The organism is Priestia sp. P5 (assembly GCF_029522155.1).
Classification (GTDB): domain Bacteria; phylum Bacillota; class Bacilli; order Bacillales; family Bacillaceae_H; genus Priestia; species Priestia megaterium_E.
In genome coordinates this window covers 585,609-604,651 of sequence record NZ_JAKWFJ010000001.1, presented here as the reverse complement: position 1 = coordinate 604,651, position 19,043 = coordinate 585,609, and the positions used below count along the sequence as shown (strand labels likewise).

Annotated in this window: 15 protein-coding genes; all 15 read right to left on the bottom strand. The window is 39.2% G+C overall.

Going from position 1 to position 19,043, the window contains the following annotated elements:
- Positions 1-133: 133 nt before the first annotated feature.
- On the bottom strand, positions 134-1,039 hold the full coding sequence (gene murB, locus MMB69_RS03140; protein ID WP_013058958.1) for a UDP-N-acetylmuramate dehydrogenase: 906 nt from the start codon (positions 1,037-1,039) through the stop codon (positions 134-136).
- A gap of 540 nt (positions 1,040-1,579) precedes the next feature.
- The gene (spoVE, locus tag MMB69_RS03135; protein WP_013058959.1) at positions 1,580-2,680 is read right to left on the bottom strand and encodes a stage V sporulation protein E; all 1,101 of its coding nucleotides are present in this window, start codon (positions 2,678-2,680) and stop codon (positions 1,580-1,582) included.
- A 61-nt stretch (positions 2,681-2,741) separates the two neighbouring features.
- On the bottom strand, positions 2,742-4,091 hold the full coding sequence (gene murD / locus MMB69_RS03130) for a UDP-N-acetylmuramoyl-L-alanine--D-glutamate ligase (RefSeq protein ID WP_221812630.1): 1,350 nt from the start codon (positions 4,089-4,091) through the stop codon (positions 2,742-2,744).
- Positions 4,092-5,066, bottom strand: a complete 975-nt coding sequence (mraY, locus tag MMB69_RS03125) for a phospho-N-acetylmuramoyl-pentapeptide-transferase (RefSeq protein ID WP_013058961.1) — start codon at positions 5,064-5,066, stop codon at positions 4,092-4,094. It lies immediately after the preceding gene.
- A gap of 61 nt (positions 5,067-5,127) precedes the next feature.
- Positions 5,128-6,591, bottom strand: a complete 1,464-nt coding sequence (locus tag MMB69_RS03120; protein WP_221812631.1) for a UDP-N-acetylmuramoyl-L-alanyl-D-glutamate--2,6-diaminopimelate ligase — start codon at positions 6,589-6,591, stop codon at positions 5,128-5,130.
- Between the two features lie 211 nt (positions 6,592-6,802).
- Complete coding sequence (locus MMB69_RS03115) at positions 6,803-8,719, bottom strand: stage V sporulation protein D (RefSeq protein WP_013084856.1); 1,917 nt, start codon at positions 8,717-8,719, stop codon at positions 6,803-6,805.
- 69 nt (positions 8,720-8,788) lie between these two features.
- Positions 8,789-11,035, bottom strand: a complete 2,247-nt coding sequence (locus tag MMB69_RS03110) for a penicillin-binding protein (RefSeq protein ID WP_221784485.1) — start codon at positions 11,033-11,035, stop codon at positions 8,789-8,791.
- Positions 11,036-11,040: 5 nt separating this feature from the next.
- On the bottom strand, positions 11,041-11,400 hold the full coding sequence (gene ftsL, locus MMB69_RS03105; protein ID WP_013058965.1) for a cell division protein FtsL: 360 nt from the start codon (positions 11,398-11,400) through the stop codon (positions 11,041-11,043).
- Between the two features lie 33 nt (positions 11,401-11,433).
- Positions 11,434-12,369, bottom strand: a complete 936-nt coding sequence (rsmH, locus tag MMB69_RS03100) for a 16S rRNA (cytosine(1402)-N(4))-methyltransferase RsmH (RefSeq protein WP_013058966.1) — start codon at positions 12,367-12,369, stop codon at positions 11,434-11,436.
- A gap of 334 nt (positions 12,370-12,703) precedes the next feature.
- Positions 12,704-14,329 (bottom strand): bacillithiol biosynthesis cysteine-adding enzyme BshC, encoded by a 1,626-nt coding sequence (bshC, locus tag MMB69_RS03095; protein WP_116372382.1) that lies wholly within the window; start codon positions 14,327-14,329, stop codon positions 12,704-12,706.
- 90 nt (positions 14,330-14,419) lie between these two features.
- Positions 14,420-14,803 (bottom strand): DUF3397 domain-containing protein, encoded by a 384-nt coding sequence (locus tag MMB69_RS03090; protein WP_221784486.1) that lies wholly within the window; start codon positions 14,801-14,803, stop codon positions 14,420-14,422.
- A gap of 1 nt (position 14,804) precedes the next feature.
- Positions 14,805-15,686: a 2-dehydropantoate 2-reductase gene (locus tag MMB69_RS03085; RefSeq protein WP_221812632.1), complete on the bottom strand. Its 882-nt coding sequence runs from the start codon at positions 15,684-15,686 to the stop codon at positions 14,805-14,807.
- A 158-nt stretch (positions 15,687-15,844) separates the two neighbouring features.
- Positions 15,845-17,386, bottom strand: a complete 1,542-nt coding sequence (locus MMB69_RS03080) for an acyl-CoA carboxylase subunit beta (RefSeq protein ID WP_013084862.1) — start codon at positions 17,384-17,386, stop codon at positions 15,845-15,847.
- 19 nt (positions 17,387-17,405) lie between these two features.
- Positions 17,406-17,618 (bottom strand): biotin/lipoyl-containing protein, encoded by a 213-nt coding sequence (locus tag MMB69_RS03075; protein ID WP_013058971.1) that lies wholly within the window; start codon positions 17,616-17,618, stop codon positions 17,406-17,408.
- The gene (locus tag MMB69_RS03070; protein WP_221784487.1) at positions 17,615-18,967 is read right to left on the bottom strand and encodes an acetyl-CoA carboxylase biotin carboxylase subunit; all 1,353 of its coding nucleotides are present in this window, start codon (positions 18,965-18,967) and stop codon (positions 17,615-17,617) included. Before MMB69_RS03070 ends, MMB69_RS03075 begins: the two co-directional genes overlap by 4 nt.
- Positions 18,968-19,043 lie beyond the last annotated feature (76 nt).

Genomic DNA, 19,043 nt, shown 5'->3' with positions numbered 1-19,043 from the left:
TGAGAAAATAAACGAAGAATTACCATCTATTTATTTCCAATCTTTGCTTCATGAGAATATCCCCATTATAGCATAGAATAAACACATAAAAGCTACCTTTTCACGCATAACCATACAGCGACAGGCTGAGTAATTAGCGGCCGATAATCTCAACTTCTGTATGAATATCAATATCAAATTTCTCTTTAATTGTTTTCTTAACATGAGCAATTAAATTCAGCACGTCTGAAGCCGTTGCATCTCCTGTATTGACAATGAAGTTCGCATGCTGCTCACTAATTTGCGCACCGCCTACTGAGAAACCTTTTAAGTTGGACTTTTCGATTAAGTCTCCTGCATAATTTGGAAGCGGATTTCTAAAAATACTTCCCGCACAAGGGAAATTCCAAGGCTGTGTTTCGCGGCGATAGTCTTTATTTTTCTGCATGACCGCCACAATATCATCTTTCGTTCCCTTTTTCAAACGCAGCACGGCTTCTACACATACTCCTGGACGGTCTTTTTGTAGAATTGAATGACGATACGAAAATTGAAGCTCTTCATTTGTCAGCCACTCAAGAGTGCCATCTTCAAATAAAATCAGCGCTTTTTCGACTACATGAGACATATCAGAACCATGGGCACCTGCATTCATATAAACAGCGCCTCCCACAGATCCAGGAATTCCACTTGAAAACTCCAGTCCAGACAGACCTTGTTTTGTAATAACTGTTGCAAGCTTGATGCTAGGGTATCCCCCACCTACAGTAACCGTCTCTCCATCTACTGTTAAATCATCTAATCCGGCTCCGAGCTTAATGACCACACCTTCAATTCCCTTATCAGAGACAAGCAGATTAGATCCTCGACCAATCGCTCTCCATTTCACGCCGTGTTTTTTAATAATATCCATTGTAACTTTTAAGTGATCAACAGAATCAGGTTCTACAAGCACATCTGCTGGACCACCAATTTTCATTGTTGTATGTTTTGCTAGCGGTTCATTTTCACGAACCTTTCCAATATTCGCTTCGACTAACTCTTTTACTAACGCTTCCATAAGAACCTCCTAAAACCCTCTTTGCTGTTATAAAACTTTCATGTCAATGCGCCCTTACTTCTAATGCATAAGAATAATAAGAACAGATTCATAACTAAGCAGCAGCACCTTGTAAGATACATTTTTTCTACAAAGGCACTCTATTCTGTTGTCAATTTCATCATTTTTATTTATCGTATGACATTCACCCATAGAATGTACGTTCATCTGCTATATAAAGTAATTTTGATTGTTTTTTTATCGTTTTTCATTTAGAAGTTAAACACATGCTGACAGTCATAAAAAAACGCTACGCTCATAAGTGCACATACGTTCACCTACTCACTAAGATAAAACATTTAACCTTACACATCATACCATAGTTGGACTCAAAATTGGTTATCACAACATTACATTTTAAAAACATTTCATACAAAAATATCATCTACCTGTAAAAAATCGAAAATAAACCGCCAACAAAATCCGGCTTGCACTTGGATTTAAGATGACGGTTTACTTCAGTAGACCATTGCCTACTTGACATTATACATTTTTTTTCAATTAATAGCGAGAATATCTACTAACATTTAACAAAACTCCAACTGCTGCCAGCATGAGCGTCAGCGATGATCCGCCGTAACTTAAAAATGGAAGCGTAATTCCCGTAACAGGCATAAGACCTGTTACCACGCCTATATTAATCATGACTTGAATCGCAACCATTGAAATAATTCCTAAGGCTAAAAACGTTCCGTAAAGATCAGGTGCTCCGAGCGCTACTTTAATTCCTCTCCAAAGCAATAAGCTAAACAAAAGCAGCACGAGTGTTCCACCGATGAAACCGAGCTCTTCTGCCAGAATAGCAAAAATAAAATCAGTTTGAGGCTCCGGCAAATAAAAGAACTTTTGTCTACTTTGCCCTAACCCTAATCCAAGCAATCCCCCCGGCCCAATTGCATAAAGAGATTGAATGATTTGAAACCCGCTCCCAAGTGGATCTTCCCAAGGATTTAAAAATGAGGTGATGCGTTTAATCCGATAAGGAGCCGATAAAACAAGCCCTACAAAACCGGCAACGCCAAGCAACCCAAGACCTGCAAAGTGACTTACTTTTGCTCCTGAAACAAAAATCATGACTAAACAAGTTCCAACAAGCACCGTTCCCGTTCCTAAATCCGGCTGCATCATAATAATGCCAAACGGCAAGAAAACCAGTAATAATGCCGGTAACATTCCTTTTCTAAAGGATGTAATTTTCTTCTGGTTTTCTGATAAATATTTCGCTAAAAATATAATCATAGCAAACTTCATAAATTCTGAAGGCTGAATCGAAAACGCTCCAACTCCTATCCAACTTTGCGACCCATTCCGTACTAGCCCTACTCCCGGAATCAATACAAGTACCAGCATAACAAAGCAAATGATTACAATTGGCTTCGCCCACGTACGCCACATCCAATAATCAATATTCATGATGACAAACATCGCGCATACTCCAAGCCCTGCAAATAAGAGCTGGCGTTTAGCAAAGAAAAAAGAATCATTAAACTTGTATGTAGCCCATACCGCACTTGCGCTGTATACCATGATAAGGCCGATGGTTAGCAAGGAAAGCGTAACGATTATGAGAAAAAAATCTGGGGTAGACCTTTTTGTCGACACTGTCACACACCTCTAAAAATAGATTAGGGCTAGTGTATTTTCTAGGTGTTTAGACAAGCCCTTATTTCAGTTTATGCACAGATTCAATAAAGATGTCACCACGTTCTTCAAAAGTTTTAAATTGATCCCAGCTTGCACAAGCAGGAGATAATAAAATAACATCTTCTTCATCTGAACAAGCATATGCTTCTGAAACTGCTTGTTTAACATTATCGACACGTTTTACAATTTGTATTCCCGCCTCTTTTGCTACGCGTTCAATTTTAGGAGCTGTTTCACCAAACGTAATCACAGCTTTCACATTTTTAAACTCTTCTTTTAAATCATCAAACTCATTGCCGCGATCGAGTCCACCTGCAAGTAGAATCGTCGGCTGCGAAAAAGCGGAAAGAGCTACTTTTGTAGCAAGCATATTCGTAGCTTTAGAATCATTATAAAACTTACGTTTGTTGATTGTCGTGACATATTGAACGCGGTGTTTAACACCAGCAAACGTTGTGAGCACGCGGTAGATAGCTTCATTTGAACAGCCGTACAGCTTCACAACGGATACAGCTGCTAAAATGTTTTCTTGATTATGTTTGCCTGGCAGCACCACATCTTTTAAGGACATCACTTCTTCATCTTTAAAGAAAATGGTTTCGTTTTTAATATACGCTCCTTCTGTCGTTTGAGCTGTAACAGAAAAAGGTACTTTTGCCGCTTTAACATCTGCACTAGCTTTCATCACTAGCTCATCATCCGCATTAATAACGGCAAAGTCTTCACTTGTTTGATTGTTAAAGAGATTTGCTTTCGCTTTGATATATTCCTCTTTTGTGCCATGATAGTCTAAGTGAGCATCAAACAAATTCAATAATAAAGAGATTTTCGGACGGAATTTTTCAATTCCCATCAGCTGAAAAGAAGAAAGCTCCGTTACAATTACATTGTCCTTTGTTGCTTTTTGCGCCACTTCACAAGCTACTGTTCCAATATTTCCAGCAATCAACGGCTGCTTTTGATCTTCTTCTAACATTTTATAAATTAGCGTTGTTGTGGTTGTTTTCCCATTGCTTCCCGTAATTCCGATAAAAGGCGCTTCGCTAATTTCATAAGCCAATTCTACCTCTGTTAAAATCGGAATATTTCGCTTTAATGCTTCTTGCAATAGAACATTTGAATACGGAATCCCAGGGTTTTTTACAATAACATCCGCTTTGTCTAAAAGCTCAAGCGGATGATGTCCACACACCACTTCAATGCCCGTTTTTTCTAATTCCTGTGCTGCTACGTTCTCTTCGTACGGTTTTTGATCATTAACGACTACTTTAGCACCAAGCTGTTTAACTAGCTGAGCGGCTGCTAAACCGCTCTTGGCTAATCCTAAAATAAGTACTTGTTTACCTTGATACGTATTAACTGATTTCATTTAAATCCACACCTCGATATAAATTCCAAGCATTGCAAATAATAGTCCTACAGCCCAAAAAGTCATAACTACGCGCCATTCCGACCAGCCGCTTAGCTCGTAATGGTGATGAAGCGGGCTCATTTTAAACACACGTTTTCCTGTTGTTTTGAAAGATGCGACTTGAATAATAACAGATAGTGTTTCAATAACAAACACACCACCGATAATAACAAGCAAGAATTCCATTTTCATTAAGACAGCCACCGTAGCGATAGCTCCTCCTAGCGCTAAAGAACCCGTATCTCCCATAAATACTTTTGCAGGATGGGCATTAAAAACTAAAAATCCTAACACAGCTCCTACTACAGCAACTGAGAAAATAGATAGTTCAAACTGCTCTGCATTCCAGGCAAGAACTGCAAATGCACCAAAAGCAATCGCACTTGTACCAGATACAAGTCCGTCTAATCCATCCGTTAAGTTAACCGCATTTGAAAAACCAACAAGCCAGATGATAAGGAAAACAACATAAAACCAACCTAAATCGATTGGGTCTTTAATTCCTGGAATCGTCACTTCAGTTGAAAACTCAAACTGTCTTGCAATAAAGTAAAAAATAATTGAAATGACAACCTGACCTAAAAACTTTTGTTTAGATGTTAATCCAAGGTTACGCTTTAACACTACTTTTATAAAATCATCTAAAAATCCTAATAAACCAAATCCGATTGTGACAAATAATAATAGAAACGTCTTATATGTAAGTTCTGCATACTGATTGACCATAATAAGAGTTGCCACAATAATAGATAATAAAATCATGATACCGCCCATTGTAGGTGTACCTGATTTTTTCTGGTGAGATTTCGGGCCTTCATCACGAATACTTTGACCAAACTTTAATCTTCTTAAGAAGGGAATAAAAATCGGCGACAATACAACCGTAATCAAAAAGGCTACGCCGATTGTCAATAAAATTGATTGTTCTAGCACGATGTTCCCTCCTTAACTTCCAACTCATTCCGACTCATTTTGTTCTCTACCCATTTCATTACTACTTTCGCTCCTCAATCATTTTGCGTGCTACTTCTCGATCGTCAAAATCAAATACTTTTTTACCAATAATTTGATAGGTCTCGTGCCCTTTTCCAGCAATGACAATAACATCATCTGCATGCGCTGCTTCCACTGCATAGCGAATAGCTTCTGCACGATCAGCAATCGTCACATAGTTATCTGTATCCAAACCCTCTTCCATATCTTTTAAAATAGCCAATGGATCTTCACTTCGTGGATTATCAGATGTCAAAATAGCTTGTGTACTGTATTCAGCTGCAATTCGAGCCATGATTGGTCGTTTTGTACGATCTCGATCTCCGCCACAACCAACAATAACATATATATTGCGTTTTGCGAATTCTTTTACAGTTTTTAACACGTTCTCTAAGCTGTCCGGCGTATGGGCATAATCAACGATAACCGTAAAATCTTGCTCCGCATCAACCACTTCAAAACGCCCAGACACGCCTTCTAACACTTTTATTTCCTCGACAATAACTGACAGAGGAATACCTGACACTAAACATGAAGCCGTAGCCGCTAATACGTTGTAGACGCTGAATTTCCCAATAAGCTTCATTTCTACACGAACCGTTTCTGTCGGTGTTGTCAAGTCAAACGTTGTGCCGCTGTTTGTAATTTGAATATTTGTTGCACGAATATCACTGTCACGGTCAATGCCATAGGTAATCACTGTAGCAGCCGTGTTTTTAATATATTCCTCGGTTGCCGCATCATCAGCATTAAGAACAGCAAACTTAGGACGATTATGGTTATAAGCGTTTCCTAACTGTGCAAATAGCAACCCTTTCGCACGACGATAATCTTCCATTGTATGATGATAATCCAGATGATCTTGCGTTAAGTTACTAAATACCGCCACGTCAAAGTCGCACCCGTGTACGCGTCCTAAGTCAAGCGCGTGAGATGATACTTCCATCATCGCTACTTCTACATTCTCCTCCACCATTTGGTGAAATGTTTTTTGGAGCGTCAGCGATTCAGGCGTTGTGTTTTTCACATCATAAGACGTATCACCAATACGAATTTCGATCGTTCCAATTAGACCCGTCTTTTTATGTTGTGATTTAAAGATATGCTCAATTAAATGTGTAATCGTTGTTTTTCCATTTGTGCCTGTTACACCAATTAAATGCATTTTTTGTGTGGGCTGATTGTAGAAAGCATCCGCTAGCACCGCCATTGCTCGTTTTGTACTCTTCACGCGTACAACAGGCACTTCTACATCCACAGGCTTTTCTGCTAAGATTGCTACTGCTCCTTTTTCCACAGCCAGCTGTGCAAAGCTATGACCATCAACTGTATAGCCGTCTATACAAATGAACAATGCTCCGGGCTTAACTTCTCTTGAATCCATTTCAATTGACGTAATATCAATATTCTGTTCAGGAAGCTGAACAAAATCATGTAAATGTGTTAGTAGTTCTCGTAAATCCATTCCTACCATGTCCTCTCTATTTGTAAAGTGAAACGTTTGTTATAAGACGCTATGGCAACTATTCTTCTTTTTCTAGCACCTAACCTATTACATTTTACAGAAAAAGAAGCCCGGAGGGAACACCCCCAAGGCTTATTTGTTGATTTCATGTTCACACGCAGAGTAACCTGCTGATTATCATGCAAGGAAGAATAGTGGTTTATAGAGATTTTTATTTTCCCATATAAATTCTAACCGTTTCGCCTTCTTTAACTTTCGTTCCGGCTGCAGGAGACTGCTTGACCACTTTATCTCCTTCGCCACTCACATCTAATTTTAAATTAAGTAGCTGTTCTTGTAACTCTTTTTTTGACATTCCTACAACATTTGGTACTTTTATCATTGGTGTGTCCAGCCACGTTAACTCTTTTTCAATTTGTCCTTTACGCGGTTTAACGTCCATCACACGCAAACTGTCTTCAATCATTTTACCTACAATCGGAGCTGCTACAACTCCACCAAACTGAATGGTGCCTTTTGGGTTATCAACTGCAACATACACGACAATTTCAGGGTTATCTGCTGGTGCAACACCGATAAAAGAAACGATGTGATTATTTTTTAAATACTTTCCATTTTGAGCTTTCTGCGCAGTACCCGTCTTTCCTCCAACGCGGTACCCTTCCACAAAAGCTCCTTTTCCGCTTCCTTGTGCTACTACACTTTCAAGAGCAAAACGCACTTGCTTAGACGTTTCCTCGGAAATAACTTTTCGCTTAGCAACCGGCTTATGACTGCTTACAACTTTTCCGGTAGTTGGATCTACCCACTCTTTGGCAATATAAGGTTCATAAAGCGTTCCACCGTTTACGGCTGCTGAAACAGCAGCTACTTGTTGAATAGGCGTAACAGCAACCCCTTGCCCAAAAGCTGTTGTAGCTTGTTCAACCGGCCCTACGCGCTCAAGCGGGAACAAAATTCCTTTTGCTTCCCCTTGTAAATCAATACCTGTTTTTTGACCAAAGCCAAATTCTTTAATGTATTTGAACAATTTCTCTTTTCCTAAGCGTTCCCCAAGCTCCACAAAACCAGGGTTACATGAGTTCTGTACAACTTCTAAAAAAGACTGCTGTCCATGTCCGCCTTTTTTCCAGCAGCGAAGTCTCGCTCCGCCAACTTCCGCGGCTCCATCATCGTAAAATTGATCTTTTAGTAAATCCACTTTCTTTTCTTCAAGAGCAGCTGCCAGTGTAATAATCTTAAACGTTGATCCGGGCTCATATACGCTCCAGATTGGAAGATTGCGATTATACACCTCAGGCTTCACATTTTTAAAATCCGTAGGATCAAAGCCCGGACGACTTGACATACCTAAAATTTCACCGTTTTTAGGATTCATGGCAATGGCAATCATACCATCTGGATTATAAGCTGTCTGAGCATTATCCAACTCACGCTCCATGATCGTTTGCACACGTGAATCAATGGTCAATCTCAAATCCAGCCCGTCCACAGGTGCTGTGTAGTCATCGGCTATATTGGGCATCTTTTTACCTTTAGCATCAGAATACAATTTAACTGAACCTTTTTGTCCTTTTAGCTCTTTATCATAATATAATTCAAGGCCTGTTAACCCTTGATTATCTACTCCCGCAAAGCCTAATACATGCGACAAATAACTTCCAAACGGATAGTACCGCTTCGAATCCTCAGCTATATATACGCCTTTTAAATTTAAATTTCGCACTTCATTTGCTTTCGCATGTGAAATTTTTCTTCCTTCAGGACGCAAATATACGCTAGAAGAAGCTTTTGTTATTTGTTCATATACTTTTTCTTTTGATGCTCCCAGCACTTTTGCTAACTTTTCAGCCGTAACAGCTGGATTTTCAACTTGTCTTGGCATAACTAAAACGGTCGGTGCACTTTTATTTGTAGCAAGTGCCACATCATTGCGATCTAGTATCTTTCCTCTTTCAGGTTCAAAAGGAATATTCCGACTCCATAAGTCTTTGGCTTTTTCAGTTAGCGTATCCCCAGTCAGCAACTGTACATATCCAAGCCTTGTATCAATAATCAAAAATACAATAAAACCGACAAACAAAACAATGGCTAGCCTTTTACGAACTGTGACTCCTGATACCCGCATATATTAGAACCTCCTCTGAATCGGCTCGTTCCAATATATGCTTGTACAGGATTCACTAGAACTTAATTTCTAGTCAAGTTGCTTATCGTCTTTTTTACTATCAGATTCACTTTTTTCCGTTTCTTTTAACTTATTTAACGTGCTTGAAAATTCTTTAGGCGTTTCAAGTTCCACTTTCAGATACGTTCCTGCTTTTAGCGGATCGCCTGCTTTAATACTTTGACTTACAACATAACCATTTTCAAGTGCGCTAGGTCGAACGTTGACAAATTCACTAAAGCGAATAACATCACGATGTGAAAAACCTGTTAAATCAGGCATTGTGGCTTTTCCATTTGTCTTAATAAACACGCGTTGACCAGTGACAATGGTATCAGAAGTAGGTGACTGGCTTTCTACCGTATCTCCTTTACCTATTACAACAGGAACAAGTCCTTTTTGTTTTAAGTCTTTCACAGCACTGTCAACTGATTCGTTAACGTAAGATTTAAGCGTAATTTCTGAATCTACCTTTTTCTCTTCTGTTTTCTTTCCGTCTTCGTCTGTTTTTTCAGGCTCTACCCCTAAGTACTGCAGGCTGTTTTTCATCACCGGATTAAATACGGCTGTAAGCGGTGCAGTACCCGTCTCTTGAGGCGTGAGAGTTGGATTTTTAACAGCTACATAGACAAGCAGCTTTGGATCTTTAGCAGGTGCAAAGCCCATAAAGGAAATGAAATTTTTCCCGTGTCCATGCAAGTAGCCTCCGTTAGGACCAGGAATTTGAGCTGTTCCCGTCTTTCCAGCGACATCGTATCCTTCAATCGCGTAAGGTTTCCCTGTTCCGTCATCAGAAGAAACAACGGTTTCTAAAATATCTAGCGTTTCGTTCGCTGCTTTTTTAGAAATAGGTTGTCCTACTACGGTAGGTTTTGTTTTCTTAATCGTTTTCTTATTTGTTTCATCGACTACTTGTTTAATCACGTAAGGCTTCATCATTTTCCCGTCATTTGCAATCGCAGTAGCCGCTTGAATTTCTTGAATAGGCGTAAAAGCAGACGCCTGTCCAAACGCAGTGGTTACGCGGTCTCTCGGGTACTTCGTCACTAACTTGCTAGAAGCTTCGTTTGGCAAGTCAATTCCCGTCTTATCCATAAAGCCAAACTTGTCCAAGTATTTATACAAACGGTCGGTACCTAATTTTTCGTTGGCTAAAATGGCAACCGCTACATTTGAAGACCTTTGAATTCCTTCATTAAATGTAATAGCTCCCCAGCCGACTCCGCCGTTGTGATCGTTAATCGGAACGCTGTTTTTCGTTACTTTATAAGATCCCGACTGATAGCGGTCTTCGCCGTTATAGACGCCTGCATCAATCGCGGCTGCTAGCGTAAAGATTTTCATTGTTGAACCAAGTTCATAGCTGTTTTCAACAAACGGATTACGATAAGAAGTGATATCACGAATATTTGGGTCAAATGAAGGGCGGTTTGACATCGCCAAAATTTCACCGGTTTTCGGATTCACTACCGTTGCCATTAGCTCTTCTGGTTTATATTCTTTAGCAGCAGCTGTCATCGCATCCTCTAAAAACGTTTGAATTTTTTCATCAATCGTAAGCGTGACGCTGTCTCCATTTTTCGGAGCTACAATTGACTCTTTTGGATCCGGAAGCTTAATTCCATTTTTAGCAGCTTCGTATTTTACATATCCATCTTCTTCAGAAAGCTGCTTATCAAATACTTTTTCAATTCCCATTTTCCCTACAATTTTACCCGTATCATCTTTTTGTGCGTATCCTAAAATACTTGAGGCGAATACACCGTTTGGATAGAAGCGCTTCGAATCGCGTAAAAACGTGATGCCTGGGAGATTTAGTTTTTCAATTTTTTGTTTTAGCACGTTATCGATGTCACGTCCGCCTGGGCCAAGTTCGACTTGGAAGACGTCTTTAGACATCATTTTTTCAAGTTTAGACTCATCCATCTTCAACAATGGGGCTAATTTTTCAGCCGTCTTTTCAGGGTCTACTACGTGCTGCGGGTGATCTTTGTCTTTTGTTTGTTTTTTATCTAAAATCGCCACAACCGTATAAGCACCCGTGTCTTGGGCGATTGCTTCTCCGTTTCGATCGTAAATCGTACCGCGCTGTCCTTCAATTTTAGACGTTCGCGTATGCTGTTTTTGTGCAATTTCGGCTAAAGCTTCTCCGTCTGCTTTGCCCGTCGCTTGGATGTAAAAGAACCTGATGGCTAATACAAAAAAGAGCAATGCAAATATTAAAATTAATATTGCTGCTCCTGTACTAATATTGCTATTTTTTCTTGGCGTAGTCATCGCAATTAATCGTTAACGACTTTTACGTTATTTTCATTCAATTTTAGTCCAAGTTCTTTTGCTTTTGTCCAAATACGATCGTATGCACTTAACTCTGTTACCTGTAATTTTAACTCATTGTTTTTTGCTTCTTGCTTGTCAATCTTTCCATCGAGTGATTGCACTTCTTCACTGATGCTATAAAGCGAAGATTGATTTGAAATGATTTGCACAGACCCAAACAGCATGAGTGCGACAAATCCAGAATACACAATTTTTTCACCAACCGTGATTTTTCTTTTTGTCTTCCGAACAACTTGACGTACCGTCTTTTGCTGCTTCTGCTGCTGATCTTGCTCTCTTACTTTGTATGCTACATTGTTCATTCTCGTCCCCTCCTCTTTGATTAAACCCTTTAATTACACTAATTTCTCAACAATTCGAAGCTTTGCCGAGCGCGCGCGCTTATTTTCTTCTATCTCTTCTTCTGAAGGTAAAATAGGTTTTCTTGTAATAACTTTCATTTTAGGTTTAAATTCTTCTGGAATAATCGGCAGTCCATGCGGAAGCTGCGGAACCGTACTTGCATTTTTAAACGCAACTTTACAAATTCGGTCTTCAAGTGAGTGGAAGGTAATAACACTTACACGTCCACCTTTTTTGATTACATCCATAGCCTGTTCAATTGCATCTTCAAATACTTGAAGCTCGTCATTTACAGCAATTCGAATAGCCTGGAAAATTCGTTTTGCCGGATGTCCACCCGTTCGTCTAGCTGGCGCTGGAATACCATCTTTAATAAGATCAACCAGCTCTAGCGTTGTTTCAATTGGTTTAGACTCTCGATATGCTTCAATTTTGCGGGCAATTTGTTTCGAAAACTTTTCTTCTCCGTATTGGAAAAAGATTTTCACAAGTTTTTCATAAGGCCATTCATTTACTACGTTGTACGCAGAAAACATTGAGTTTTGATCCATGCGCATATCAAGCGGGGCATCATGATGAAAGCTGAACCCCCGCTCTGGTGTATCCAACTGAGGAGACGAGACTCCGAGGTCAAACAATACTCCATCTACTTCTTCAATTCCATGTTTCATTAGCTGCTCTTTTAAATAGCGAAAATTACTTTTGATTAGAATAACTCTGTCTAGATACGGGGCCAATTTCTCTTTTGCATTTGCCAGAGCGACATCGTCTTGATCAAACGCAATTAATTTCCCTTTTTCTGATAGCTGTTTTACGATATATTCACTATGACCTGCTCCGCCAAGCGTGCAGTCGACATATACTCCATCCGGCTTAATATTTAAGCCTTCCGCTGCTTCTTTAAGCAAAACAGTTGTGTGATTAAACATTATGACACCTACTTCTTTCTAAACTACTTAGTTATGTATACAAAAAGCAAAAAACGGTGTTTTTCTTTGATATATATACACGTTTATATTATATATCAAAGTTCAACATTATTTCAGCTATTTATATAAGAATTAAGTAGAATTTTGTCTTTTTGTCACAAATAGTGTCATTTTGTTAAAAGTAGGACATATTCGTAGAATAAAATGTAAGGAATATAAGGTTTTTTTGCACAATTAGAAATAAATACCTTATGAGGATTCAATTGGTTGCCATTCACCTTGTAGACTTTTTCTCTTTTCCAAAATAAAAATCCTGCTTTTCAGCAGGATTTTATTAGACATAACAGACTTTTAACTGGTGATTTAATTCGACTTCAGCACTTAGTAAATCTGACACAAATTGCATACCATAACCATTTAAATAATACATAATATTCCACATACGTTCTTGTGGAGCGTTGTAGGGACGAAGAGCAAGTTCAACTTGAGCATATTTTGAATGCTTCACATCGTGCTTAATTAGCTGTTTGGATTCGACAATCTTTTGAATGGTTTCAAACTGCTTTTGAATAATCCCTCGATTTTTAAGCATGACTTCATCAAATGTTTTGTCTTCTTTTTGAATATTTTCACGAAGAGTTTTATGAATTTTTTCAAAATCTTCTTTCGCTTTTTCAAAATACATTTCGTATGGGTTGTGAACTTCTGTCTTAAGCCAGTGCTCCCTCTCTGCATCTACGCCTTCGTTCACTACGTTCGAAAGGTCTAACTGAAGTTCATCCATATACTTCTCGATATGTCTTTCTACGATTGCATAGGATAACCTAGGGACCACGGGAGGCATTTTAAAGCTAAATAAAGAAAATGCTTTTTCAAGCTCTGCCCAATACGCTACTTCCCCCGGACCTGCAATAAACGCAAGGGTAGGAAGTAAGTACTCCTGCATAAGGGGTCGAGTCACAACGTTGTTACTAAGAAGCTCAGGCGTTTGTTTAGCAATTTGAACCAGCTCTTCTTTAGACAGCACGAGTTCATTTTGCTTTCCAACAAACTGCTTTTGTTCTGCATCTCTTTCTAAAAGTACTCTATTTTCGTTGTGTGAATAAAAGAGATGAGCCGTTTCTTCTCCCACTTCAATCATTCGTCCGTATTGTTTTTGAATCTCTGTTTGCTGTTCCATAACGGCTGACGATAATTTGTCATTTTGTTCAATTAACGTCACAAAGAAAGAAGATTCAATGCTGCGTACTTCTTTAGAAGCTGCATCCATTAAAATAAGACCTGACTCTGCGAACATTGTGGTAACCAAATGAGCAAAGAAATCGACATAGGTACGTGATTTATCTAACGCCTCTAAAACAAAGTGTAATACCTGGTTTGTATGCGCCGTTTCGTTAAACGTTTGAAATACATCACGAACCCAGCTTCTACAGGCTTCATGGTCTAGTTCGATTTGAGAAACCATTTGCTTTTTCTTTAAAGAATGCTTTAACGTTTTCTTTAAAAGCTGGTTTTTATGCTCTGTGTATACATGGTTGATCTCAGCAAAATCATGATCTTCTCCAGCAATCCAAAATACCGGAAGCACGGGCACGTTTAAAGCTTCCTCTTGTTGTTTAGCTAGGAGCACAATTGAAATCACTTTATGAATGGTGTACAAAGGACCCGTAAGCAGCCCCGCTTGCTGACCTCCAACGACCACTACGCTGTTAGGATCTTTTAGCTTTTCAATATTTTCAATCGTCTTAGAAGATGCTCCGTAGCGCTTATTAAAATCAAGCAGATACTCAGCAAGCTGTTCTCTTGGATAAGACTGCTTTTGAACATCCGCTAAACGTTTTTCATATACGTCTTTTTCGTGTATATTATAATGAAAAAAGGAAAGGGCTTGCTTTTCACCTTTTATGTAATCGTTCGTTAGTTTGTTTCCCGCCTTTAAAGAGACGTCTGTAATCTCCATGAAAGAACTTCCTTTCTTTTCCTAATACTTATATTCTCTACATATAGCTTCATTATCCATAATGTAACTGCTCACGTCTAGTAACATGCTTTACAGAGAGGAAATACGAAAAGCGATTCCACCTATATTTAATACAATATGTGCAATAAAAAACAAAACAAAATTCATCCGAAAGAACCCTTTCGCAACAAGCTTCATTTCTAAGTCATGTTTGACTTTCCAATGTACAAACATCATAATCATTGCTACAACTAAAAGGACTAACGCAATCAACCACAAAAAAGAGTGCCCGAAAATTTCGACAGCTGCATAATGCACGGACAAAATAAGAAAAACCGTAGTAATGTACGTTGCTATGTGGACAGATTTCCTTTTATTTTTCGTCAGTTTGCGTAAAAGCATGTATAGAATAAAAAAACCAACGAGCGGCAGAGTAACAAACGTCGCAAAAACCCCAGCAATAAAACTTCCCATGTTAATCACCCTTTTCTTCTTCGATTCCTTTTATTGACCCATATAAAAAGTCAACAATAGGCGTCGACGTTCTTTTTTCAGCAGCTTGTGTTTGAATATAGCCTAAAATAGCATCAATTTCTGTTTGCCGCCCCTCTTGTATATCTTTTAGCATAGAAGATTGATTTGTACTCGTGCGCGAACAAACCCCCAGCGCATTTTCCCAATAATTAAAAGCTGAATCCAGTTTTAACACAGCGGCAATTTCTTCAAACAATAGACGCATCGTTTTATAAAAGTAGCTGTTATGAATCAGCTGCCCATTTTTTACCCGATACAGCGCCGTAAGAGGATTAATGAGCGCATTTACAACTAATTTCTTCACCAGCATCGCATACCAATCTGCTTCAATCACCCAAGGAAAATTCACAATTGGAAAGATAGACTCTATTTCTCCCCTGTACGAAGCAATACGGGTTGTTCCTATTCCTGTATGATGGACGCTATCCATATTTGTACGCATTGCCCCGTGTTCAACTGTACCCAAATAGAGAGTGCGCTGCGGGAGATTTTTGAGAATTTCAATATGGCTCATACCGTTTTGGATAAACAAAAGGGGAGTATGTATAGTAAGGGTTTTAATAAAAGGAATAATCTCTTTTAAATGATACTGTTTTACAGTAATAATGATTAAATCTGCTTCTTTTATGTTTTTTTCCAGAGGGATAGCACTGACTTTTTTAGTGTAATGTTCCCCTTGTCTATGTAAGGTAATTCCATTTTCGTTAATACACTTTGCTTGAGTTTTTGTTTTCGTGTACAAGGTTACATCATAACAATCTGATAAATACGCGCTAAACAACAGACCTAATGATCCGCCTCCAATAATACCTATAGTTTTCATCGTATTTTTTGTTCCTCTTTCTATTATTGAGTTTCATTTTAGCAAAAAAATGCTTTGAATTAAATGCATTCTTAAAATTTTACCTATTCATATAGCCCGTGTGATTAAAAATCACCGGGCTTGTTGTAAATTATTTAGAGTGATCCCGTTTTTTTCTATTATACGGGATACACCGGATGTTTACGACGGCTAAAGGTCACATTCTTTGTTTCATATAATCGAAAGCGGTCAATTAAAGTTCGACGCAGTTCGTTGGCAGGAACGATGTCGTCAATAATAAGTTCAGAAGCCAGCGTATAGATATCGATGTGTTCTTTATACTCCTGCTGTTTCTGTTTAACAAACATAAACCGCTCTTTCGGATCTTCAATTTCATTAATTTTATTAGAATAGACGGCATTTACTGCCGCTTCAGGACCCATTACGGCAATTTGAGCAGTAGGCAATGCAAGGCAGCAATCCGGTTCAAAAGCTGGACCAGCCATAGCGTAAAGCCCTGCGCCATAAGCTTTGCGCATGACTACGGAAATTTTAGGAACTGTAGCTGAACTCATCGCTGCAATCAATTTTGCACCATGTCTAATGATGCCTGCTCTTTCTACTTTGGTTCCAATCATAAATCCAGGTACATCCGCTAAAAATAGCAAAGGGATATGGAAGGCATCGCACAGTTGAATAAATTTTGCGCCTTTATCTGCTGAATCTACAAACAGCACTCCTCCTTTGACCTTCGGCTGATTGGCAATAATCCCTACTACTTTTCCATCTATTCGTGCAAGCCCTGTTACCAATTCGGCGGCAAACAGTTTTTTCACTTCAAAGAAGCTCCCTTCGTCAATAAGGGTATCAATTGCTTCATAGATATCAAATGGAACATTTTGATTCTCCGGAATTAGTTCTACTAAATCCTTTGTCTGCTTAGGCTCTTTAGCTTTTTGTACTTTAGGCTTCTCTTGATAGTTTTGTGGAAAGTAGGTTAAATAAGATTTGGCATATGAAATAGCCTCTTCTTCAGAATAAGCTAACACATCTCCACATCCGCTAACGCTGCAGTGCATATGTGCTCCTCCCATTTCCTCTAGCGTAACCTTTTCTCCAATAACAGCTTCGGCCATACGCGGCGAACCTAAGTACATAGAAGCGTTTCCATCTACCATCACAACAATATCACAAAATGCAGGGATATAAGCCCCTCCAGCTGCTGACGGACCGAAGAGCAAACAAATTTGAGGAATGACGCCGGAAAGTTTTACTTGATTGTGAAAGATCCGTCCAGCTCCTCGGCGGTTTGGAAACATATCTAATTGATCCGTAATACGCGCTCCTGCAGAATCCACTAGGTACAGCAAAGGCACATGCAGTTTTTCTGCTACTTCTTGAATCCGAATAATTTTCTCTACTGTTCTGGCCCCCCAAGACCCTGCTTTTACAGTAGAGTCATTAGCCATTACACAAACCGTTTCACCGTTTACTTTTCCAATTGCAGTTACAACACCGTCTGCCGGCAACCCTTCGGCTTTATTATTTGCAAACATGCCGTCTTCTTCATATTTCCCATCATCAAATAAAAGGGCTAAACGATCTCTTACAAAAAGCTTCTGTTGTTTTGCAAGTTTCTCTTTGTACTTCTCCGCGTTGCCACGCTCTACTTTTTGACGATTTTCATCATATTTTTTCTGAGATTCACCTGTATGTATCATGATATCTCTCCTTTATGAGTTATGAAATAGTCACCAAAACGTCGCCTTCGTTCACAAAATCCCCCACGGCTATATGGACGGTCTCTGCAATACCAGCTTGATCGCTTTCAATAGGAATTTCCATTTTCATAGATTCTAATACAACAACAACTTCCCCTTTAGCTACACTTGCACCTTGCTGAACAAACACATTAAATACCATGCCTGCCATTGTCGCTTTAATTTCACTCATTTTGGTGCTCCTCCTTTATTTAATACTGTTGATAATAACGATGTGTTATAGGTGCCTTTTTCATATAACTCTTCATTTAGCAGCTGCTTAAATAGAGGAATATTCGTTTTGATTCCCTCTATGACAGCTTCTGTAAAATATGATTTAGCTAGTTCAATTGCATTTGAACGCGTACGACCAGTAATGATAACTTTTGCAATCATTGGATCATAAAAAGGTGTAACCGCATTCATATCACTGTAGCCGCTGTCTACGCGCGCATAGGTTCGCTCCGGCAAGTGATAACCCGTAATTTTTCCCGGAGCCGGTAAAAAAGTAAACGGATCTTCTGCATAAATTCGAAATTCAATGGCATAGTTATTTGCTGCTATTTCCTCTTGCACACGTGGAAGCTTTTCTCCGCGCGCAGCTAAGATCTGCCACTTAACTAAATCGACCCCTGCAATTTGCTCGGTGATCGGATGCTCAACTTGCAGCCGCGTGTTCATTTCAAGAAAATAAAAATTTTCGTCTTCATCCACAATAAACTCCACCGTACCTGCATTATAATATCCGATTGCTTTAGCCGCTTGAACGGCTTGGTTTTGCATGGCTTGTCGCGTACTTTCTTTTAAAGAAAGCGCAGGGGCTTCTTCAATCACTTTCTGATTTCTTCTTTGTACAGAACAATCGCGTTCAAAAAGATGAACGACATTACCATGCTGATCTCCAAACACCTGTACTTCGATATGTTTTGCGTTTGTGATAAGCTTTTCAATAAACATTCCTTCTTGACCAAAATATGCTTTGGCTCTTGCTTTTGTTGAGGCATACACTTGTTTTACTGCTTCTTCGTTATCGCAGCGCACCATCCCAATTCCTCCGCCGCCTCCGCTTGCTTTTAACATAACGGGATATCCAATTAGACTCGCTACTTTACAAGCCTCTTCAACTGACGTCACATCGCCTTCACTGCCGGGGACAACAGGTACACCCGCTTCTTTCATCGCGGCACGAGCAGCAATTTTGTCGCCCATCATTGAAATGATTTCGGGAGAAGGACCGATAAAACAAAAACCTTCATCAATCGCTCTTTTAGCAAATGCACTATTTTCCGATAAAAATCCATATCCAGGATGAATGGCATCTACTTTTTCTTCATGACTAATTCGCAGCAATTCTTCTACATTCAAATATGACTTTTGCACAGGAGGCTCTCCAATTCGACGTGCTTTTGTAGCTGCTTGAACATAAGGAAGCTCTGCATCTGCATCGGAATAGACAGCCACCGTTTCAATGCCCATTTGTTTGCATGTATGAATAATACGAAGAGCAATTTCTCCTCGATTTGCAATCAGTATTTTTTTCACCTTTCTCTCCCCTTTCCTCAAATTTCTACTTTCCCCCATATAATTCTACAATAATTTTAAAACTCCTCTACAATTT

Bases quoted from the DNA above. Each gene is read 5' to 3' on its own strand.
- murB (WP_013058958.1), bottom strand. From the start codon at position 1,039: ATGGAAGCGTTAGTAAAAGAGTTAGTCGAAGCGAATATTGGAAAGGTT.
- murD (WP_221812630.1), bottom strand. From the start codon at position 4,091: ATGAAATCAGTTAATACGTATCAAGGTAAACAAGTACTTATTTTAGGA.
- MMB69_RS03120 (WP_221812631.1), bottom strand. From the start codon at position 6,591: ATGGATTTACGAGAACTACTAACACATTTACATGATTTTGTTCAGCTT.
- MMB69_RS03115 (WP_013084856.1), bottom strand. From the start codon at position 8,719: ATGCGGGTATCAGGAGTCACAGTTCGTAAAAGGCTAGCCATTGTTTTG.
- MMB69_RS03110 (WP_221784485.1), bottom strand. From the start codon at position 11,035: ATGACTACGCCAAGAAAAAATAGCAATATTAGTACAGGAGCAGCAATA.
- ftsL (WP_013058965.1), bottom strand. From the start codon at position 11,400: ATGAACAATGTAGCATACAAAGTAAGAGAGCAAGATCAGCAGCAGAAG.
- rsmH (WP_013058966.1), bottom strand. From the start codon at position 12,369: ATGTTTAATCACACAACTGTTTTGCTTAAAGAAGCAGCGGAAGGCTTA.
- bshC (WP_116372382.1), bottom strand. From the start codon at position 14,329: ATGGAGATTACAGACGTCTCTTTAAAGGCGGGAAACAAACTAACGAAC.
- MMB69_RS03090 (WP_221784486.1), bottom strand. From the start codon at position 14,803: ATGGGAAGTTTTATTGCTGGGGTTTTTGCGACGTTTGTTACTCTGCCG.
- MMB69_RS03085 (WP_221812632.1), bottom strand. From the start codon at position 15,686: ATGAAAACTATAGGTATTATTGGAGGCGGATCATTAGGTCTGTTGTTT.
- MMB69_RS03080 (WP_013084862.1), bottom strand. From the start codon at position 17,386: ATGATACATACAGGTGAATCTCAGAAAAAATATGATGAAAATCGTCAA.
- MMB69_RS03075 (WP_013058971.1), bottom strand. From the start codon at position 17,618: ATGAGTGAAATTAAAGCGACAATGGCAGGCATGGTATTTAATGTGTTT.